Genomic DNA, 18101 nt, shown 5'->3' on the forward strand with positions numbered 1-18101 from the left:
TAATCGTATATTTCGGCCGCACCAGTCACAGTCGGTACAACCCAACTGTATCCATGGACCCCCTGTTGCGGGCGGGGGCGTTTTCGTGGCCCGGGCATTTCGGTACTACCCCCCGGGCGGAGTAAAAACGGTCGGGGTCACTGTTACCCCCTCCGCTATATTCCCCAGAGACACGCTGAAATGGTTCTGCCGGGCATCCACACCCTGCAAACCAATCAGCAAGAGCTTTCCGGCGGTGTCGGAGAACTGGAGTGTCAGCAGTCCCTGTGAAGGGTTATCCGCTTCTGCGACCGAAACCTGAAGAGACCCCTGGCCGCGTCGCACATCCGTCACCTGGATCCCCTGGTCAAACCGGATTGGGTAATGAAGCAGCAGCCCCAATGGGTTCCGCTTCAGGGACAGATGAGTCACAGCCCCGCTATCCATATCATCCAGAACCAGATGACCATCCCCGGCCACAAGTTCCATTGTGTGCGGCGTCACGTAATCAAGTCGCAGATGCCCGGGCATGTAAACGAATCGTCCGGCACTGACCCCATTATCAGGGCCAGTCTGATTGAAAGACGCCTGCATCCCGGTCACACCGTTCATGTAGGTTTCAATTCTATGAACGTCTGCCTGCTGGTCTGCAGGGAGATGCCCGTACCCACTCGTGGCGCAGCCAGACAGAAAAAGAAGAGCTAGAAGTGCACGCTTCATGGAGTAGCTTCTCCGTGCAGAACAAGAGACAGGGCATGAAGCCCTGTTTCAAACTCTCCTGCCAGCAATCCGTTCACCAAGCGATGCCGGGCAATCCGGTTCAGTCCGTCAAACTTCGCACTGGTGATGGCGACATTGAAATGCGTTTCTCCCATACTCCCCAAAGCTTTTGCTCCTGCATGATGGGCATGCCGGGCACTGTCATCCTGAATTTCAAGGACGCTCGGCGCCAGTTCCCGCTGGAGAATTTCAGCTATTCGATCCCGTCTGGTGAGGGGCTGCGTCATGGTCAATTAAATCCGACTTGGTTTGTCCGCTTGCATCAAACGGCTCACATTGCCCATATCAGACACCATGCAGCGTAAATCTACCAGACATCGGGCTTTTGACCCCGATCCAGAGGCACCAGACCAGACCTGCGATCATCCAGGCTGTGCGGAGCCTGCCGGCTACCGTGCTCCCCGCGGGCGCGATGCCCTGCGGTCCTACTTCTGGTTCTGCCTTCAACACGTTCGCGACTATAACGCGCGATGGGACTTCTATCGCGGCATGACACCGGCCCAGATCGAAGCCCAGCTCAGAGCTGACACGTCGTGGCAGCGCCCTTCGTGGAAACTTGGGACTGGTACAGCACAGAAAGCCGAATTCAACGAAGAAGATGTTCTGGACCCTCTGGATATTCTCGGCGCCAGCCGCCGCGACAGAGCCCAGCGCGCCAAGGACAGTGCGCGTCAGCGCGCCGCAGCTGATGGCCCACCAGAACCGCTTCGACTGCCTCTCGCAACGTTGGACCTGACATGGCCCGTGTCGTTGAATGACGTCAAAAGCCGATATCGTGCCCTTGCCCGCCGTCACCACCCTGATGCGAATATTGGCGACAAGCAGGCTGAAGAGCGTTTCAAGGCCATTGGATCCGCGTACGCCGTGCTGAAAACGCATTTCAGTCGCGAGTCAGAGTTCGTTTCCTGATTTTCTCTCTGGAAGAATAGAGCCTAAAGGCCCATCTTTTCAGAACATTCCTGAATTCAATGAAAGTCCGCCAGTCTCATGAGTGATTTCGCGACGATCGACGCCCCGGAAACCGTCACCACCGCCGAAAGTTCTGCGGTCCCAACCAGTGTTCTTGGTGCGCCCGACCTCACGGTGTCTTCGCGTGAAGTCTTCGGCATCAAGACTGATCTTCAGATCCCAGCCTATTCCGTCCGGACAGAGCACGTCCCTGACATCGATCCATCCTACAAGTTCGATGAAGACACGACGCGCGCCATTCTTGCGGGTTTTGCCTATAACCGCCGCGTAATGGTTCAGGGTTTCCATGGAACGGGAAAGTCCTCCCACATTGAGCAGATCGCTGCGCGCCTGAACTGGCCCTGCGTCCGTATCAACCTCGACAGCCACGTGTCCCGTATTGATCTCATCGGCAAGGACGCCATCGTGCTGCGCGACGGCAAGCAGGTAACGGAATTCCGTGAAGGTTTGCTGCCTTGGTGCCTGCAGCATCCGTGTGCGCTGATTTTCGATGAATATGACGCAGGCCGTCCGGACGTGATGTTCGTGATCCAGCGCGTTCTCGAAGCAGAAGGTCACCTTACCCTTCTGGACCAAAACCGCGTGATCCGTCCCAACCCGGCCTTCCGACTCTTTGCGACCGCAAATACCGTTGGCCTTGGTGACACGACAGGCCTGTATCACGGCACGCAGCAGATCAATCAGGGCCAGATGGATCGCTGGAACATTGTCGCGACCCTGAACTATCTGCCGCTTGAACAGGAAGTTGCGATTGTCACCTCCAAGCTGAAAATCGGTACGGAAGACAAGGACAAGACGAAGATGGTCGAACGTATGGTCGCTCTGGCCAACCTGACACGCTCGGGTTTTATGGCCGGAGACATCTCCACAGTCATGTCCCCACGAACTGTCATTGCCTGGGCTGAGAACTTCAATATTTTCAATGATGTCGCATTCGCATTCCGTCTCACCTTCCTGAACAAGTGTGACGAAGCCGAGCGCGGCATTGTCGCGGAATACTACCAGCGCTGTTTCAACACCTCCCCGGTGGAGTAAAAAACCTTGTCCGCGCCCAAGAACTCCCCTCCTGACGAAAACCGTCAGGAAGGTTTCCGCCGCGCCACAATCGCAACCCTTCGCGCCATGGGCGGCACGCCTGAACAGAGCGTGGATTTTCAGGGTGCGGTTGTTGGCAATAGGCTGCCCGCTCCGCCGGCACCTGATGCCGTGCAACTGCCCTACCTGTCCCGCAGCATGCACGACCGCGAAATTCAGAAAATTCGCGGAGCGGCCGATGCTGCGGCGCTGAAGCTGCGCTACCACAAGAGTGGCCTGAACGCGCAGTTTCCAGAGCCACAAGCTCAGGAGGCGTTTAACGTCCTCGAACAGGCGCGCTGTGAAGTTTACGGCTCCCGCCATATGGCCGGCGTTCGTGCCAATCTTGACCAGCGTGTCATCCAGCAGTGTGCCGAAGCTGGATGTAACCGCATGGCGACCAAGGACGAAATGCCTGCCGCCATGGCTCTGAGCCTGCTAGCTCGGGAGGCCATGTCAGGAGAGCATACCCCTTCGCAGGCTGGCCCGGCGCTGGAAGCCTGGCGTGCGTCCCTCTCTCCGTTAGCCAAAAACGCACTGGCGGAAATGGCTGTCACGCAATCTGACCAGAAAGCCTTCGCACGCGCGATCACGCATCTGCTCGGTGCCTGCCAGCTCACAGAACTACCAGAGGAAATCGAACAACAGGCCCCTTCAGACGATCTATCTGAAGACGAACAGCCTTCCGAAGATAAAGCCGCGGTTCCGCAAGAAGATCAGCAGACACCTGCAGGCGATGACCCTGATGAGGAAGATGGCTATCAGCCAGAAAGTGGTGAAAGCGGAATAACAGGCGAGACAGAGACGTCTTCTGACGCGCTTGATTCCCCTGAGACAGGTTCGGAAGAAGCTGCGGGTCCGTCTGATCAGTCAGGTGAAGGCACGGCCATCGGCGGCGGCTCAACTTATAAAGCTTACACCACAAGGTTCGATGAAGAAGTTGGGGCTGCTGACCTCTGTGACCCGGACGAACTGGACCGGCTACGCCAACAGCTCGACCAGCAGCTTGTTCAACTTCAGGGCCTGATTTCTCGTCTTGCGCATCGTCTGCAACGGCGGCTCATGGCTCAGCAACAACGCCGCTGGGAGTTCGAGCAGGAAGAGGGCATCATCGATGCCGGGCGCCTCTCCCGCGTCGTCACGAACCCTACCATGCCGCTTTCGTACAAGTATGAATGCGAAATGGAGTTCCGCGATACGGTCGTCACACTCCTGATCGACAACTCAGGCTCAATGCGTGGTCGCCCAATTGGAACCGCTGCAATATGCGGCGACATTCTCGCCCGCACGTTGGAGCGCTGCGGCGTGAAAGTCGAAGTTCTGGGCTTCACGACGCGTCAATGGAAAGGTGGTCAGAGCCGGGAGCAATGGGTGAAAAATGGGCGCCCACCCGAGCCGGGACGCCTGAATGACCTGCGTCACATCATCTACAAAGATGCAGATACACCTTGGCGCCGGGCCCGGAAGAACCTTGGCCTCATGCTGCGTGATGGTCTCCTCAAGGAGAACATTGACGGCGAATCGCTGCTCTGGGCTTGGAAGCGCCTGAAACGGCGTCCGGAACACCGTCATATCCTCATGGTGATTTCAGATGGTGCACCTGTGGATGACAGTACGTTCTCTGCCAATCCGCATAACTATCTTGAAAACCATCTGCGTGAGGTCATCAAGCGGATCGAAAGCGATCGGAACACGGAGCTTCTGGCTATTGGTATTGGCCATGACGTTACGCGTTACTATCGACACAGCGTAACCATCAGTTCCGCCGAAGACCTCGGCGGCACCATGATGGCTCAGTTGAGTGAGCTCTTTACCCCCGCCGGTCAGCGGCGAGTGCGATAACGGCATCCAGCATACGGTCGGTATCGGCGGTCGTGGTGCGGTGATTAACGATCGCCGCCCTCACCGCCAACCGACCGTTGATCCGCGTTGTGGATGGGGCCGCCACACCGCTTTCATGCAAATCCTGCACCAGCTCGGAAACATTCTGATCTGACAGGCCCTCTATTCCGAAGCAGACAATATTCAGCGTTACTGGCGCGAGCAGAACGAGCCCGGGCGTGGCCTGCACGCAGCGCGCAAGATGCTGTGCAACGTCACAACATTCTTCCACCATCTGCCCCATACGCTGTGAGCCATAATGGCCCAGCGTCATCCAAACTTTGAGCGCCCGAAACCCACGTGAAAGATCTGGCCCAAAATCACAGAACCAGGGCGCGCCACTCGCAAGCCCTCTGGCTTCACGCGTCAGATAGTCGAGCGACTGAGCAAACGCCGCCGCATGAAGTTCACGATTTCTCACGAGAACACAGCCCGCGTCGTAGGGGACTTGTGCCCATTTATGAAAATCGAATGCCAGACTGTCAGCCTTTTCAATGCCGGAAAGCTGCGCCTTGAAACGTGACGACAAACAGGCCAGCGCCCCAAAAGCTGCATCCACATGAAACCAGAGGCCGTTCTCCCGTGCGATAGCCTCGATCCCCTGAAGATCATCAATAGCCCCACAATCCACCGTTCCGGCCGTTCCGGCTACCATGAAGGGCACCAACCCGCTCTGGCGGTCCTCGGCGATCATTCGGCGCAGTGCCGCAAGATCCATCCGATGATCATCCGTCACCGGAACACGGCGCAAAGCCTCACTTCCGAAGCCAGCAAGGTCAAAGGCACGAGGCAGACACCCGTGGGCCGTTGTCGCGGCGTATCCAACCATTCTGCTCTGCCCAACACCATGCCGTCGCAACGATGGATCACGCGCCCGACTGGCCGTAATGATGCTGATGAAGTTGGCCATGGACGAGCCCGTCACGAGGCAGCCCGACCCATCTTCCGGCATACCCACCATGGAAAGAGCCCAGCGGACAACTTCGCGCTCGACTTCATTTGCGGCATGGCTGCGGCCACCACAATTGGCGTTCATGCCGGCCGCCAGCATTTCTGCCAGCATCCCGACGGGTGTTCCGGCGCCATGCACCCACCCCATGAAACCCGGATGAGTATTACCATTGCCATAGGGAACAACGAGCTCTGTGAAACGCTCATGCAGTTCTTCCAGAGAGGTCCCTTCGGCAGGAAAGCCTGTTCTCAGCTCATCCCTGGCTGCCTGCGGCATAGGACGCCAGACCGGGCCTTCCCCGACATGTTCCATGCGGTCAAACAGAGCATCCAGCATCTGATGCCCCATGGCACGAATGCCGCTCCAGTCTTCAGGGTCCAGTCCCGCCATGAAGAGAGATCCTTTTCGCTGCCACGTTTCCCTAGCCGCGATACAGGCCTCCTCTCAGGATGTCACGCAATCGGGTCAGAGAAGTGCGGAATACAGCGATGACGAGGAACTGCTACTGCTTCCTGTAAAAAGGGACAAAATACCGTCCGATGTCCCTCCACTTCCGTAAAGTGTGAGCATACTGGCAGGCGTCGTGGATGCTTCAGGGCTGATTTGCAGAAGCGCAAGATATTGTTCAGCAAACCGCTGCACGCCTTGGGACGTACTAAGACGTGAAAGATCCAGCTTGTTCCCCAGCAGTCGAACCTGCTGGTCGTAATCCAGTGCGCCAAACTGGGTTGTATCGAACCCACACACTTTTTCCGCCACCTTCAACAGTTTCGGATCTGCCATGATGCTGGAAAGCTTCATGTCTGACGTGACGGTTCGGGTAAAATAAAGAGCGTCCCCGAGGCCCGGCGTCTCGTCCTGAACACTGCTTTCATACCCGTTCGTCAGGTAATTCTGGGCAATTTTAGACAAAGTGTCTTCTGACGAGAGAGGAGACGTCGACCAGTCTGAAAACGCGGTCGCAAACGCTTTCCAGGACGCATTCCCGCTTCTCTGTGCCAACGACTTGGAAGACGTAGGGTCCTGCGTCATGAGCTGCTTAAGGACGGCCGTCTGATCAATATTGGAAGACATGTTATAGGCGCCAAGAACGACTTTCAGCGCTTTGTAATTCTTCAGAAGCTGATCAGGCGTCGTGATGGAAGACGCCTCAGCCTTGAACGCCGTCAATGCCTGCTGCGAAGATGAACTGGTCTTTTCCCATCGGTTCACGGAGGCCTGTTCGTCTTTCACGATGGACAGGTATTGCGGCACCGCTGGCATGGCGAAAATGGACGAAGACATGCACACTCACCCGCAAGGAAGGATTATGGGGAACCATTGTCTCTCCATAATCCTAAGAGAGTCTTAACAGTCTTTCTGTCTGAGAGATCAGACACCACAGCATTGAGGGCATGATGTCTTTTAAAACCCTTCTCATAACAGCTCTAGCGACGGCTCTGCCTTCCTTTGCGTCATCTGCTCTCGCAGACACGCTGCCGAACATTCCTGCGTCCTGCTTCACCTATTCCCTGAACGGCCACCAAGCTGCTGCCCACGGCTTTTCAGCATCAGGCCTGCACGCCACCCTGACAGGAACCGGCATCGGCCTCGATATCGGGCCTATCACCCTGAAAGACCCCAAAGGCGCTGTCCCGGAAGCTAAGCTGGAACAGTTCAATGCAACAGCCGCTTATGCAGCACTGAGTGCTTTCCGCGGCGGTATCAGCCCGGCCTGTCAGGGACAGGATGCCACGATTACAGTCCACAACATCCATGAAGGAACGCCCGAGGCCTCATGGAGCAGCGTAAAACTGTCCCGCCCCGGTCACACAATGACCATCCAGCACGCGACGATCAACGCAGTCCAGACCAGCCCTGAGCTCCACATCAAGGTCAATGGAACAGGCATTCACGACTCGAAACAGCCACTCATTCCGTCGTCCCTGTCCGCCGATCTGTCCGTAAGCGGCCTCTCCGGCTCCTCACAGCAGATCACGATCAACGCCTTGCATGCCATTTCCGGAAGCAGCACTGTTGATGGCACAGGAACCATTCAGATCGGCTCGTCAGCTGCAACATCCACCGCAGACACCCATGTCAGCATCACCAATGTTGCGCAGTTGATCGAGGCCATTCGCCAGACAGCCCCAACCAAAGTGGTCACCGCCCTTACCATTGCCCGCCTGATGGGACGCCAGAGCGGCGACACCACCACATGGGATATTGCCCTTCAGGGCGGCGTAGCGACGGTCAACCGTATTCCGCTCCCTATCGCCGTTCCCTGAGCGCCACTGCGGAAACTGGAAAAACGCTTAGTCTGCGTCTTCCAGTTTCCGCACGAGTTTGCACAGAACGGTCGTTACTTTCTTCGCAAAGCCAATGCGGGTAGCGTTCGTCATTTCGCGAATAATGGCCAGCTTCTGATCGGGGCGGATCTTCACGCCCGAATCCTTCTTACGAGTCGCCCAGTCGATCAGCCCGGCGGGGTTCTGGAACCGGTTCTTGCGGAACTGAAGCACCATACCCTTTGGCCCGGCTTCCAGACGCTCCACACCAGCCTCACGGCAAAGACGCTTGATGAGCACGACGTCCAGAAGATTCCCCACCTCTGGCGGCAAGGATCCGAACCGGTCCACGAGTTCAGCGCGCATGGCCTCGACTTCCGCTTCTCCGGTCAGGGACGCAATACGCCGATATAGCCCCAGCCGAACCGGCAGATCAGGCACATAAGTGTCTGGAATCAGCACAGGCAATCCGAGGATAATATTCGGCGTCCAGCTGTCTTCTTCCTCCGCCTTCCGACCACGTTCGCGACGCAGATCCAGAACGGCATCTTCCAACATCTGCTGATACAGCTCGATCCCGACTTCCTTGATATGCCCGGACTGCTCATCCCCCAGCAGATTTCCGGCACCCCGAAGATCAAGATCGTGCGACGCCAATGTGAAGCCAGCACCAAGTGAGTCGAGCGTCTGCATAATTTCCAGACGTTTTTCAGAAGCGGCCGACAATGGGTTCGTCTGCGGCCAGGTCAGATAGGCATAGCCACGCTGCTTACCGCGCCCCACACGCCCGCGAAGCTGATAAAGCTGCCCCAGGCCAAACATATCTGCCCGATGAATAATTATCGTATTCACGCTGGGCATATCGAGACCACTCTCCACGATATTGGTGGAAAGCAGGATGTCATATTTGCCGTCGGCAAATTCGGTCATGACGCGTTCCAGTTCGGTCGGCGTCAAACGTCCATGCGCCTGAATGACCTTCGCATCCGGAACAATCTCAGCCAGGCGCTCTGCCATCCGGTCCAGATCAGCGAGTCGCGGCAACACACAGAAAACCTGCCCACCGCGGAAACGCTCACGCTGAATCGCTTCGCGGATCATGACGCTGTCAAACGGCGTAATAAACGTGCGAACTGCCAGACGATCCGTCGGCGGCGTCGCAATCAGGCTCATTTCCCGCACACCGGACAGGGACAACTGGAGCGTACGTGGCAGCGGCGTGGCTGACAGTGTCAGGACGTGCACGTCTTCCCGCAGGGCCTTGAGCTTTTCCTTGTGAGAGACACCGAAGTGCTGCTCTTCATCAATGATCAGCAGGCCCAGACGTTCGAAAGAAACCGTCTTGGCCAGAAGGGCATGCGTCCCGATGACGATATCCAGACGCCCATCCGCCATCTCTTCGCGAACTTTTGTCGCTTCCTTGGGGGTCACCATGCGTGACAGTTGCCCGATCCGAACTGGCAGACCTTCGAATCGCGCCACAAAGCCACGATAATGCTGACGAGCCAGAAGCGTTGTCGGAACAACAACAGCCACCTGCATTCCTGAGAGCGCAGCAACAAAGGCAGCACGCAAGGCAACTTCGGTTTTTCCAAAGCCGACGTCGCCACACACCAGACGGTCCATCGGGCGACCGGAGCTCATATCCTCCAGAACATCAGCGATGGCACGGGACTGATCTTCCGTCTCCACGAACGGGAAGCGGGCACAGAATTCGTCCCACAGTCCCTCTGCCGGCGCGAGCGTCGGAGCTTCACGCAATGCACGCGCAGCTGCCGTCCGAATCAGTTCACCCGCCATGATGCGGATGCGCGATTTCATCTTAGCCTTACGAGCCTGCCAGGCCGTACCACCGAGCTTGTCGAGCTGGACGCTGGCCTGCTCCGACCCGAACCGGCTCAGGAGTTCGATGTTCTCTACCGGCAGAAGAAGACGCTGCTCTCCATCATACAGAATGGAAAGATAGTCATGCGCAACCAGCCCTTCGCGGATGGTCTCAAGCCCGACATAGCGCCCAATCCCGTATTCCTGATGAACAACGAGGTCCCCTTCGGAAATCTCGCCCACCTGAGAAATGAACTGTTCACCACGCTTCTTGCGACGGGGCGGCCGGGAAATACGCTCTCCCAGAAGGTCCTGTTCAGACACAAAACACAGACGATCTGAAACGAACCCACGCTCCAGCCCGAGAACGAGCAGACCAACTGTCCCGCGGGACATGCCTGCTGCGGACGGCCAGTCGTCATAACTTTCAACGCCGACACCATGTTCCTGAAGCAGATGGGCAATCCGCTCCCGCGAGCCACGGCTCCAGGCCGTGACATACGTGCGGCGCCCAGACTGCGCCCACTCTTCAACCTGCTTGCCAAACGCTTCAAAAACACCCTCGCGAGACCCGTCCTTGGCCCGGGCAAAAAGCGGTCCGGGACGGCTTCCGGCCTCTACGCCTTCTCCCAGATCCGGCTTGCCAAATGCATTCAGCAAAACAGATGGCGCCCTGGAGAGCATGGCATTCCAGCCATGCTGGTCCAGATAGAGACGATGCGGCGGAAGCGCCCGATACGGCATCTCGCCATCACGAACAGGAACACGACGCGCCTCATAGTGGTCGGCGATCATGTCCAGACGGGCTTTCAAAATCTCCGGTGCATGGCTGTCGAAGCTGATTGCAACGTCTGGCAGATAATCCAGCAGCGTTTCCATCTGGTGGCCATCGCCATCATGGAAAAGCGGCAGATAGTGCTCCAGACCCGGATAACGCCGCCCGTCAGAGACGTTTTCATAAAGCGTGTCAGATGCAGCTGATGGCCCAAACGTATCGCGCCATCCCGTTCGGAAAAGACTGATACTCTCTGGACTGAGCGAGAACTCCGAGACAGGTCGTAACTCGAAACGCGCAAGCTTTTCTGTCGAGCGCTGAGTAGCGATATCAAAGGCACGGATATTTTCGACTTCATCGCCGAAAAGGTCGAGGCGGATAGGGTCTGGTGCGCCGGCAGGGAAAAGGTCGAAAATGCCGCCCCTCGCCGCGAACTCACCCGCTTCCATGACTGTATCAGTCCGCGTGTAGCCATTGGCGACAAGAACTTCGATCAGGAGAGACTGATCGAGCATTTCACCCGTAGCCACACTGATGGACTGGCCTTTGAAAGCCGATCGCGGTGGAACGCGCTGCAACAGACTGTGCACGGTCGTCAGAACAATCCGGCGGGCTTTCGTCGGCTCCAGCAGGCGACACAATGTTCCAACACGCTCCGCAACCAGAGCGGCGTTGGGAGAGACACGATCGTAAGGCAGGCAGTCCCACGCAGGCAGACGCAGAACCTCAACTTCCGGCATCAGATAGGACAGCATGTCCATCAGAGCCGCAACAGCAGCGTCGTCCCGCGCAACATGCAGCAACGGCCCTTCATGCTCTGCCAGCCGCTGGCGAAGCAGCAGCGCCACACTCCCGTCCGGGACACCCCAGACGGTCGGACCAAAGGATGTGAGGGGCATTTCACGGCTCATGGTTTCGTTTTGTTCCATCCTGCTCTTGCCCTATACCTGCCGTTCCAGACCCTGCCATACCAAGAAAAGCCCCGGGGAGCGCCCGTTGCAATGCAGTCCGAACAGCCCTCTCCAGATTTTCTTGCTCCACTCTTCGCACCACTGACGTCCCTGCCCGGAATCGGGCCAAGACATGCAAGTCTGCTGGAAAAGATCGCAGGAGGACGGCGCGTCCTGGACCTGCTGTTCACCCTTCCCGAGCGAATTGTTGACCGTCGTATTCTGCGCACAGTTGCCGCAGGACACAATCTCGCACCCGGAGAAATCCTGACAACGCGTGTCCGTGTCCTCTCAATCCGCAAGGCTGCACGCCCCGGCCAACCCTCCATCATTCGCACAGAAGACGATACAGGCAGGCTGGATCTGGTTTTTTTCCAGCAGAAAAACATGCCTGCCCCAACGGCTGGGGTAGAGCTTCTTGTCTCTGGCAAGACCAGCCGGTTCCAGGGGGAATTGACGATGCCCCAGCCGGATCACGTCACAACATGGGAAAAGCGTGACAGCTTTCCCAGACTTGAACCCGTCTGGCCCCTGACCGCAGGCCTGTTTCCCTACACCGTGCGCAAAGCCATGCGCGCTGCCCTGACGCTTCTGCCCGATTTTCCAGAATGGCAGGACCACGCTCTTGTCCAAAAGCGCCGCTGGCCAGCTTTTACACAGGCGCTGCATATCCTGCAGGCCCCGGAGAGTATTCCTGCTCATGTCGAATGGGCGCCGGTGAGAGAGCGCGCACTTTCCCGTCTTGCTGCGGATGAGCTTCTCGCTGACCAACTCTGTTTTGGACTGGCTCGCCTCAAAGCACGCAGCCGGATGGGCCGCAGCATGCCAGGCACGGGCGCACTCCAGGCAGAGCTAAATCGTCGCTTTGGTCATAAGCCCACGGCGGCCCAGTCTTCAGCTATCATTGAAATCCGTCAGGACATGGCGGCCACTGCTCCCATGATGCGTCTTCTGCAAGGAGACGTGGGCGCCGGCAAAACATTTGTCGCGATGAATGCCATGCTTCAAGCCGTGGAATCCGGTGCCCAGGCGGCCCTCATGGCGCCAACGGAAATTCTGGCACGCCAACACTTCGAGACAGTGTCCCGACTTTGTCCCACGCAATGCGTTTATCTGAGCGGGACGATCAAAGGCGCAGCACGCCGCGAGACACTGGCGGCCATTGCCGATGGCACCGCGCGAATCATTGTGGGAACTCACGCCCTGTTTCAGGAAGGCGTGACGTTTGCGGACCTTGGACTGGCCGTCATTGACGAGCAGCACCGTTTTGGCGTGAAGCAACGCATGAATCTGAGCGCCAAGGGACAGGCCACAGACATTCTGGTCATGACCGCCACCCCTATTCCGCGAACGCTTCAGCTCATGGAATGGGGAGAAATGAGCGTAAGCCGCCTGGATTCCAAACCAGCAGGCAGACAACCCATTCGCACCACTCTGCATAACATGGACGCCATGCCAGACATTCTGGCGGCTATATCCCGTGCCGTCGCTGACGGGGTTCAGGTTTTTTGGGTTTGCCCCCTCATTGAAAACAGCGAAACACAATCCGCAGCGGCAGCAGAAGAGCGTTGGGCCATGCTGGGAGAACGCTTCCCCAACATCGTAGGGCTGGCCCACGGCAAGCAGGACATAGCTATTCGACAGGCTGCCCTCGAAGCATTCCGGCAGGGCGAAACACGCATACTGGTTGCCACAACCGTGATTGAAGTTGGTGTGGATATCCCTAACGCCTCCGTCATGGTGATCGAACAGGCAGAACGTTTTGGTCTGGCCCAGCTCCACCAGTTGCGAGGTCGCGTAGGTCGTGGATCGAAAAAATCCTTCTGCCTGCTACTGCATGATGGACTGGCAACACCAACCGCCGTCAGGCGACTTACACTTTTACGAGACACTAACGATGGATTTATGATTGCTGACGAGGATTACCGAATCCGAGGCGGAGGCGACCTTGCCGGGGACCGTCAGTCAGGCCTGCCAGGCTTCCGACTAGCTCAAGGAGCAAGAATTTCACTCCTTTTGACTGCAATGCAGCAAGATAGCGAACGAGAACTAATGCGTAATCCATCTTTAAAAGGTTCTCGGGGCGAAGCATTGAGAATTATGCTAACGCTCTTTGACCGCTCCGAGCCCGACCGCCTTTTGATTTCTGGTTAAAGGACCTTTAAGAAAGAATTGTTAATCTGTCTTCCGAGAAGGAACTTTATCGTTCTTTGACGGTTTTACGACTTATCCATAATCGGGTTTACAGTATGTTCTCAACTGGTGACGATCAGCACGCAGCTTCTTTCCTGAAAGGGACGTCGTCCGCCAGTTACCTGCCTCTGCTCAGACTGGCGCGCTCCTTAACCGGCGCCTCCTCAGCGGGAATAGTCGCCCTTTCAAAGCAGGCCTTACCGCTTGAAATTGCTTATGTCGGCGCTCCCCTCACCGATACGCTGGGTAATTTTCCTTTCGCTGAACTCTCTGTAACCCCCTCATCACAGGCCTTCCAAGTCGCACAAGGGCTAACCGTTGCAGGGATCAGTATCGGCAGCGCGCATCGCCACATGCGAACGGCAACTTCTCTTTTTCTCCTGATTGCCGGTGAAACGACTGAGCTTTCAGGCCAGAAGACTTTGGACGCGCTTGAGGATCTCGCAAGCCTGACACGGAACCCGATTTACAACACAGGTTCTGTCCTGCCGAACCGCATGCAAAGCATGGAATCTGTGCAGTGGTACATCGAGCAGACTGCGACCCTGACAAGGCGGGCGAAGTTTGGATTAATACGTTTCAATCTCGATCACCTGTCTTTCATTAATGAGCGTTACGGCTGGGACGTCGCCGACATCATTCTGGAAGAGATCATTCGGAGAATTGAAAAGCTTCTGCCGCAAGGCGCATTCCTTGGCGGCATGGGCGGCGGCAATTTTATCGTGCTGACGCCACCTGGCTATACGCAGGTAACAACACGATCATTAATGACATCCATCCTTCGGATTTCTGAAACTCCCGTTGCTCTTGCCAATTCCTCTTTGCCATTTTCTTTATCCGTCGGATGGGGAATGTTCCCGGAAGATGGGAATACGGTCGATGATCTTCTCACGAGCGCCAAGGCTGCACTCATGGAAGCCCAACGCCTCGGCGGTGGCCATGAAAGGCGCGCAGACGAAGAAACAACGCGGATGCATATCCTGTCCTCCAGCCTGGAACAGGATCTGGCCGTTGCCGTAGAACAGAACGGCCTGTTCCTGAACTGGATGCCGGTCGTTGACACAGCATCCCAGCAGATCGTCGCTCATGAAGCTCTTCTGCGGTGGACCAGACCGGGTTATGGCGAAGTCCCGCCCGCACTCTTCATTCGTTGCGCCGAAGAAGCAGGTCTTGTTGAGATGCTGGATAGCTGGAGTCTCAGAACGGCTTGCATGGCGGCGGCAAAATGGGATGTTCCTCACAGGGTCTGCGTCAATATCTCACCGGTCTGGCTGGTCAGCGAGCGCCTCTCAAAACTGGTCAAGGAAATCCTTCAGGAAAGCGGTCTCGCCCCTGAACGCCTGCAGATTGAAATGTCCGAACCTCGCTTCTTTGGGCCGGAAGACATCACATTCCGTGAGTTGTCACGTGTTCGCGCGCTCGGTGTAAGGCTTGCGCTTGATGACTTTGGCTCCGGCTTTTCATCTCTGGAGCGTCTACGCTTCTATCCCTTGGATCAGATCAAACTTGATCGCAGGTTTATCAACAGCCTCGGGGAAAATAATCGCGCGAACGAAGTCATGTGCGCGATTCTCGCACTTGCACGCGCCTTGAACATCACGACGTGTGCCAAAGGTGTAGAGACTGAATCCCAGATGGCCTTTTTAGACGCCTATGGGTGCGAAGAGGTTCAAGGATATCTCCTTGGCTCCCCGGTCGGAGATCAGGCTAAACCTGCGTCGCAATCCACTTAAGAAAAAAGCCCGTCCCGCTTTCTGCGGTCGGGCTTTTTAGTGTGGGCGTTACCCTAAAGTTCAGTCTTAGAATTTGACGGAGAGCTTGAGCGACCCGTAGTTGAACAGGCCAGCTTTCTGAGACTTGAACTGAGCCGTCTGCCAGTTCTGGCTATAGGAGAGACGCATGCCGTGCCACATGACGGCAACGCCGGCGTGAATTTCGCCAACATCCCAGACTTTCTCAACATGCGGCGAGTTGGGGCGCACTGTGTTGCCCTGCAACGACGCATCATACCCGACAGCCTGACCCTCTACGCCGCCATAAAAATACCAGGCAACAGGGCGCGTTCCACGGAAAGCATCCGTACCATCCAGCCCCGGCCCGATCGTGGAGTTGCCAAAGTCACTGTCCAGCCCCTGACCGATGCGGAAGGTTGCAGCAGCGTCTGCATATGTCCGATAGTCACCTGCCGCTCCGGAAACCGCAGGCAGGACATCCATTCCGATGCCATAAACCTTGGCAACTGGCAGACGCCAGATTCGACCAGCCTGAATCTGCATGACCGGCTGATTCGCAAGCTGATGCTTCCAGCCTTTGTTCGGTGTATCGCTGATCAGATTATGGAACCCGTTCTGCACCTGACGTCCCAGGCCTGCGGGGCCCATGACACCGAACTGGATTCCCATAACCGTACGGGACAGATCCGTATCGTTAATAAGATTGACCGTCCCCAGCATCAGGCCTGTGTAAGGGCGATCACCCTGCGGCGGCTGCGCCATCTGCGTTTCCCGCGGCGTAAAAATCAACTGCTGCAAACCGATGCTGATGCGCTGCATCCCATTTCCCATCAGGAAATGATTCAGATTCGCAATCGGCTCAGGAAGATTGTCGGTTCCTGACGTCCAGTTAATGCGCAGGCCAGATGTATAATACTGATCTGACGTCCCTTTTAGAGTAGAGACGGCATCATTCTCGCCCTGAATCGTCCAGGTGCCGTAAGGATCCTGCAAAGGCGTTGCCATGGCAGTCGAAGATGCCAGTGCGAGTAGGGCACAGGCCCCGAAGGAAAGAGTCAGTCGGGTCTGCATGGGCACCTCTGCATCTCGCGTACGATCAGGGTAATGACGCTATTAATTTGTGTCTTTATGTCATTACTGGGCATCAAAGCAAAGCCTTCGGAGCCCCTTGGTGGACTGAGACAATCTTAAAATCCGCGCGAGTTGGGCACTTCTCGCACTTTCGTTGTGGCAGTGCGGGAAAAAACCATGCTAGTGATTCCCTCAGAGGAAGGCCTGAGGCTTTTCTCACCTTTTTGAAATACGTCATGGCAGGGGATAGAAGCCCTCCGTGGCACCCCAGTCTCGGGATTAGACCGTTGAGAAACAACAGAACCGACCGCAGCTTTAACTCACCTCGCCGCGGCGGGTTTGACGGGGACTATTCGTCCCAGCCATCCTATGGTGACCGTGGCGGCTTCGGCGGCGGCGATCGTGGCGGCTTCGGCGGCGGCGATCGTGGCGGCTTCGGTGGCGGCGGTGGTGGTGGCTTCGGCGCACCTCGTCGCGGCGCAGGCAGCAGCTTCGTTACCGCTTCCGGCCCAGAAATCAGCTCCCGCGTTAAGTGGTTCAACACCGAAAAGGGTTTCGGTTTCGTTGAACTGGCTGACGGCTCGGGCGATGTTTTCCTGCACGCCAACGCTCTTGGCAACGCTGGCGTAAGCAGCGTCAACCCGGGTGCAACCGTGGTTGTTCGCATTGGCCAGGGTCCGAAGGGTCGCCAGGTTGCTGAAGTCATTTCCGTTGACGAAAGCACGGCTGAAGCTCCTCGCCCGCGCGCCCAGTTCGGTGCAGCTCCGCAGCCGCGCTTCGGTGGCCCGTCAGCACGTCCGGGCCGTCCGGCTCCTGACCTGTCCGACGCACAGGACATCCGCGGCACCGTGAAGTGGTACAATGCCACCAAGGGCTTCGGCTTCATCACGCCTGACTCCGGCGGCAAGGACATCTTCGTCCACGCTTCCGCTCTCGAGCGTTCACAGCTCCCGACTCTCGACGAAGGCCAGGCGATCAACGTCAAGGTTGTTCAGGGTCAGAAGGGTCCGGAAGCTGCTGCAATCAACATCGATTGATTCGGTTGCTTCAGCATCTCGCTGAGCTTTAAAAAAAGCCGCTGTGGATTTTCCACAGCGGCTTTTTTAATGGCTGTTTTTAAGAGCGTTCGTTTCCAAGCGGTTTCGACCCGCCGGAAATTAGTAGTCCTTACCCTTGTTCCGGATCAAACGAGCCTTGTCACGTTGCCAGTCTCGCTCAGCGATTGCGTGTCGCTTGTCTTCTTTCTTCCGCCCCTGTCCCAAGCCAATCGTCACTTTTGCGACTCCGCGAGCATTGAAGTGAATATCCAGTGGCACAAGTGATGCGCCCGCACGCGTCACAGCTGACAGATAGTGCGCCACCTGTTTGCGGTGCAGCAGCAATTTGCGAGGTGCTCTGGGCTCAAAGCGGGAAAGGACACCCCCTTGATATTCCGGAATGTAGGAATTGAAGAGCCAGATTTCTCCATCACGTTCGGCGGCATAGGCCTCGGTAATGGTCGAACGTCCCAAACGGAGGCTTTTGACCTCCGGTCCTTTTAGAACGATTCCTGCCTCTACAGTTTCCAGAATCGTATAATCGAACCGGCCTTTACGGTTCTGAGCGACGATCCCGTGAGAGATCATCCCGCTCTTCTCTTTTTTTCCGGCCATT

At 56.9% G+C, this 18101-nt stretch carries 14 protein-coding genes; 7 read left to right on the forward strand and 7 right to left on the reverse strand.

The genetic code is table 11. The features are described from left to right. Positions 1 to 105: 105 nt before the first annotated feature. Positions 106 to 699: a LolA family protein gene (locus tag ABF979_RS03990; RefSeq protein ID WP_215750861.1), complete on the reverse strand. Its 594-nt coding sequence runs from the start codon at positions 697 to 699 to the stop codon at positions 106 to 108. Next, positions 696 to 986, reverse strand: a complete 291-nt coding sequence (locus tag ABF979_RS03995; protein WP_415557936.1) for a BolA family protein — start codon at positions 984 to 986, stop codon at positions 696 to 698. Before ABF979_RS03995 ends, ABF979_RS03990 begins: the two co-directional genes overlap by 4 nt. 67 nt (positions 987 to 1053) lie before the next feature. Between ABF979_RS03995 and ABF979_RS04000 the strand changes: the two genes are divergently transcribed. The 3 genes from ABF979_RS04000 (at position 1054) to ABF979_RS04010 (ending at position 4644) form a co-directional block, all read left to right on the forward strand. After that, entirely contained in the window at positions 1054 to 1668 is a 615-nt protein-coding gene (locus ABF979_RS04000) for a J domain-containing protein (protein WP_415557938.1), read from the forward strand. Positions 1669 to 1746: 78 nt separating this feature from the next. Beyond that, positions 1747 to 2763 (forward strand): cobaltochelatase subunit CobS, encoded by a 1017-nt coding sequence (cobS, locus tag ABF979_RS04005; RefSeq protein ID WP_211508394.1) that lies wholly within the window; start codon positions 1747 to 1749, stop codon positions 2761 to 2763. Positions 2764 to 2769: 6 nt separating this feature from the next. Beyond that, a complete protein-coding gene (locus ABF979_RS04010; protein WP_415557940.1) occupies positions 2770 to 4644 on the forward strand; it encodes a cobaltochelatase CobT-related protein in 1875 nt (624 codons plus the stop codon). On the opposite strand, the gene ABF979_RS04015 is transcribed toward ABF979_RS04010, so the two are convergent. Beyond that, a complete protein-coding gene (locus ABF979_RS04015) occupies positions 4613 to 6025 on the reverse strand; it encodes a pyridoxal phosphate-dependent decarboxylase family protein (protein WP_415557942.1) in 1413 nt (470 codons plus the stop codon). The genes ABF979_RS04010 and ABF979_RS04015 overlap by 32 nt on opposite strands. Positions 6026 to 6100: 75 nt before the next feature. After that, complete coding sequence (locus ABF979_RS04020) at positions 6101 to 6919, reverse strand: DUF1217 domain-containing protein (protein ID WP_415557944.1); 819 nt, start codon at positions 6917 to 6919, stop codon at positions 6101 to 6103. Between the two features lie 110 nt (positions 6920 to 7029). Here ABF979_RS04020 and ABF979_RS04025 point away from each other — a divergent pair, with 110 nt between their 5' ends. After that, positions 7030 to 7902 (forward strand): DUF2125 domain-containing protein, encoded by an 873-nt coding sequence (locus tag ABF979_RS04025; RefSeq protein WP_415557946.1) that lies wholly within the window; start codon positions 7030 to 7032, stop codon positions 7900 to 7902. 27 nt (positions 7903 to 7929) lie between these two features. Here ABF979_RS04025 and mfd read toward each other — a convergent pair whose 3' ends face one another. Continuing rightward, complete coding sequence (mfd, locus tag ABF979_RS04030) at positions 7930 to 11430, reverse strand: transcription-repair coupling factor (RefSeq protein WP_099212290.1); 3501 nt, start codon at positions 11428 to 11430, stop codon at positions 7930 to 7932. Positions 11431 to 11502: 72 nt separating this feature from the next. Here mfd and recG point away from each other — a divergent pair, with 72 nt between their 5' ends. Together recG and ABF979_RS04040 are read left to right on the forward strand one after the other, a co-directional pair. After that, a complete protein-coding gene (gene recG / locus ABF979_RS04035; RefSeq protein WP_415557948.1) occupies positions 11503 to 13605 on the forward strand; it encodes an ATP-dependent DNA helicase RecG in 2103 nt (700 codons plus the stop codon). A gap of 95 nt (positions 13606 to 13700) precedes the next feature. Beyond that, on the forward strand, positions 13701 to 15377 hold the full coding sequence (locus ABF979_RS04040) for an EAL domain-containing protein (RefSeq protein ID WP_415557950.1): 1677 nt from the start codon (positions 13701 to 13703) through the stop codon (positions 15375 to 15377). 66 nt (positions 15378 to 15443) lie between these two features. Here ABF979_RS04040 and ABF979_RS04045 read toward each other — a convergent pair whose 3' ends face one another. After that, positions 15444 to 16448 carry a lipid A deacylase LpxR family protein gene (locus tag ABF979_RS04045; protein ID WP_202207361.1) on the reverse strand — a complete coding sequence of 335 codons (1005 nt, stop codon included), beginning with the start codon at positions 16446 to 16448 and terminating at the stop codon, positions 15444 to 15446. A gap of 287 nt (positions 16449 to 16735) precedes the next feature. Here ABF979_RS04045 and ABF979_RS04050 point away from each other — a divergent pair, with 287 nt between their 5' ends. Further along, positions 16736 to 17485 carry a cold-shock protein gene (locus ABF979_RS04050; protein WP_202207360.1) on the forward strand — a complete coding sequence of 250 codons (750 nt, stop codon included), beginning with the start codon at positions 16736 to 16738 and terminating at the stop codon, positions 17483 to 17485. A gap of 120 nt (positions 17486 to 17605) precedes the next feature. On the opposite strand, the gene smpB is transcribed toward ABF979_RS04050, so the two are convergent. After that, the gene (gene smpB / locus ABF979_RS04055) at positions 17606 to 18100 is read right to left on the reverse strand and encodes an SsrA-binding protein SmpB (RefSeq protein ID WP_202207359.1); all 495 of its coding nucleotides are present in this window, start codon (positions 18098 to 18100) and stop codon (positions 17606 to 17608) included. Position 18101: the final 1 nt, after the last annotated feature.

This window comes from Gluconobacter sp., assembly GCF_047723935.1.
Lineage (GTDB): Bacteria > Pseudomonadota > Alphaproteobacteria > Acetobacterales > Acetobacteraceae > Gluconobacter.

Excerpts from the sequence above, each read along its gene's own strand:
- ABF979_RS03990 (WP_215750861.1), bottom strand. The coding sequence starts at position 699 with ATGAAGCGTGCACTTCTAGCTCTTCTTTTTCTGTCTGGCTGCGCCACG.
- ABF979_RS03995 (WP_415557936.1), bottom strand. The coding sequence starts at position 986 with ATGACGCAGCCCCTCACCAGACGGGATCGAATAGCTGAAATTCTCCAG.
- ABF979_RS04000 (WP_415557938.1), top strand. The coding sequence starts at position 1,054 with ATGCAGCGTAAATCTACCAGACATCGGGCTTTTGACCCCGATCCAGAG.
- cobS (WP_211508394.1), top strand. The coding sequence starts at position 1,747 with ATGAGTGATTTCGCGACGATCGACGCCCCGGAAACCGTCACCACCGCC.
- ABF979_RS04015 (WP_415557942.1), bottom strand. The coding sequence starts at position 6,025 with ATGGCGGGACTGGACCCTGAAGACTGGAGCGGCATTCGTGCCATGGGG.
- ABF979_RS04020 (WP_415557944.1), bottom strand. The coding sequence starts at position 6,919 with ATGTCTTCGTCCATTTTCGCCATGCCAGCGGTGCCGCAATACCTGTCC.
- ABF979_RS04025 (WP_415557946.1), top strand. The coding sequence starts at position 7,030 with ATGATGTCTTTTAAAACCCTTCTCATAACAGCTCTAGCGACGGCTCTG.
- mfd (WP_099212290.1), bottom strand. The coding sequence starts at position 11,430 with ATGGAACAAAACGAAACCATGAGCCGTGAAATGCCCCTCACATCCTTT.
- recG (WP_415557948.1), top strand. The coding sequence starts at position 11,503 with ATGCAGTCCGAACAGCCCTCTCCAGATTTTCTTGCTCCACTCTTCGCA.
- ABF979_RS04040 (WP_415557950.1), top strand. The coding sequence starts at position 13,701 with ATGTTCTCAACTGGTGACGATCAGCACGCAGCTTCTTTCCTGAAAGGG.
- ABF979_RS04045 (WP_202207361.1), bottom strand. The coding sequence starts at position 16,448 with ATGCAGACCCGACTGACTCTTTCCTTCGGGGCCTGTGCCCTACTCGCA.
- smpB (WP_202207359.1), bottom strand. The coding sequence starts at position 18,100 with ATGGCCGGAAAAAAAGAGAAGAGCGGGATGATCTCTCACGGGATCGTC.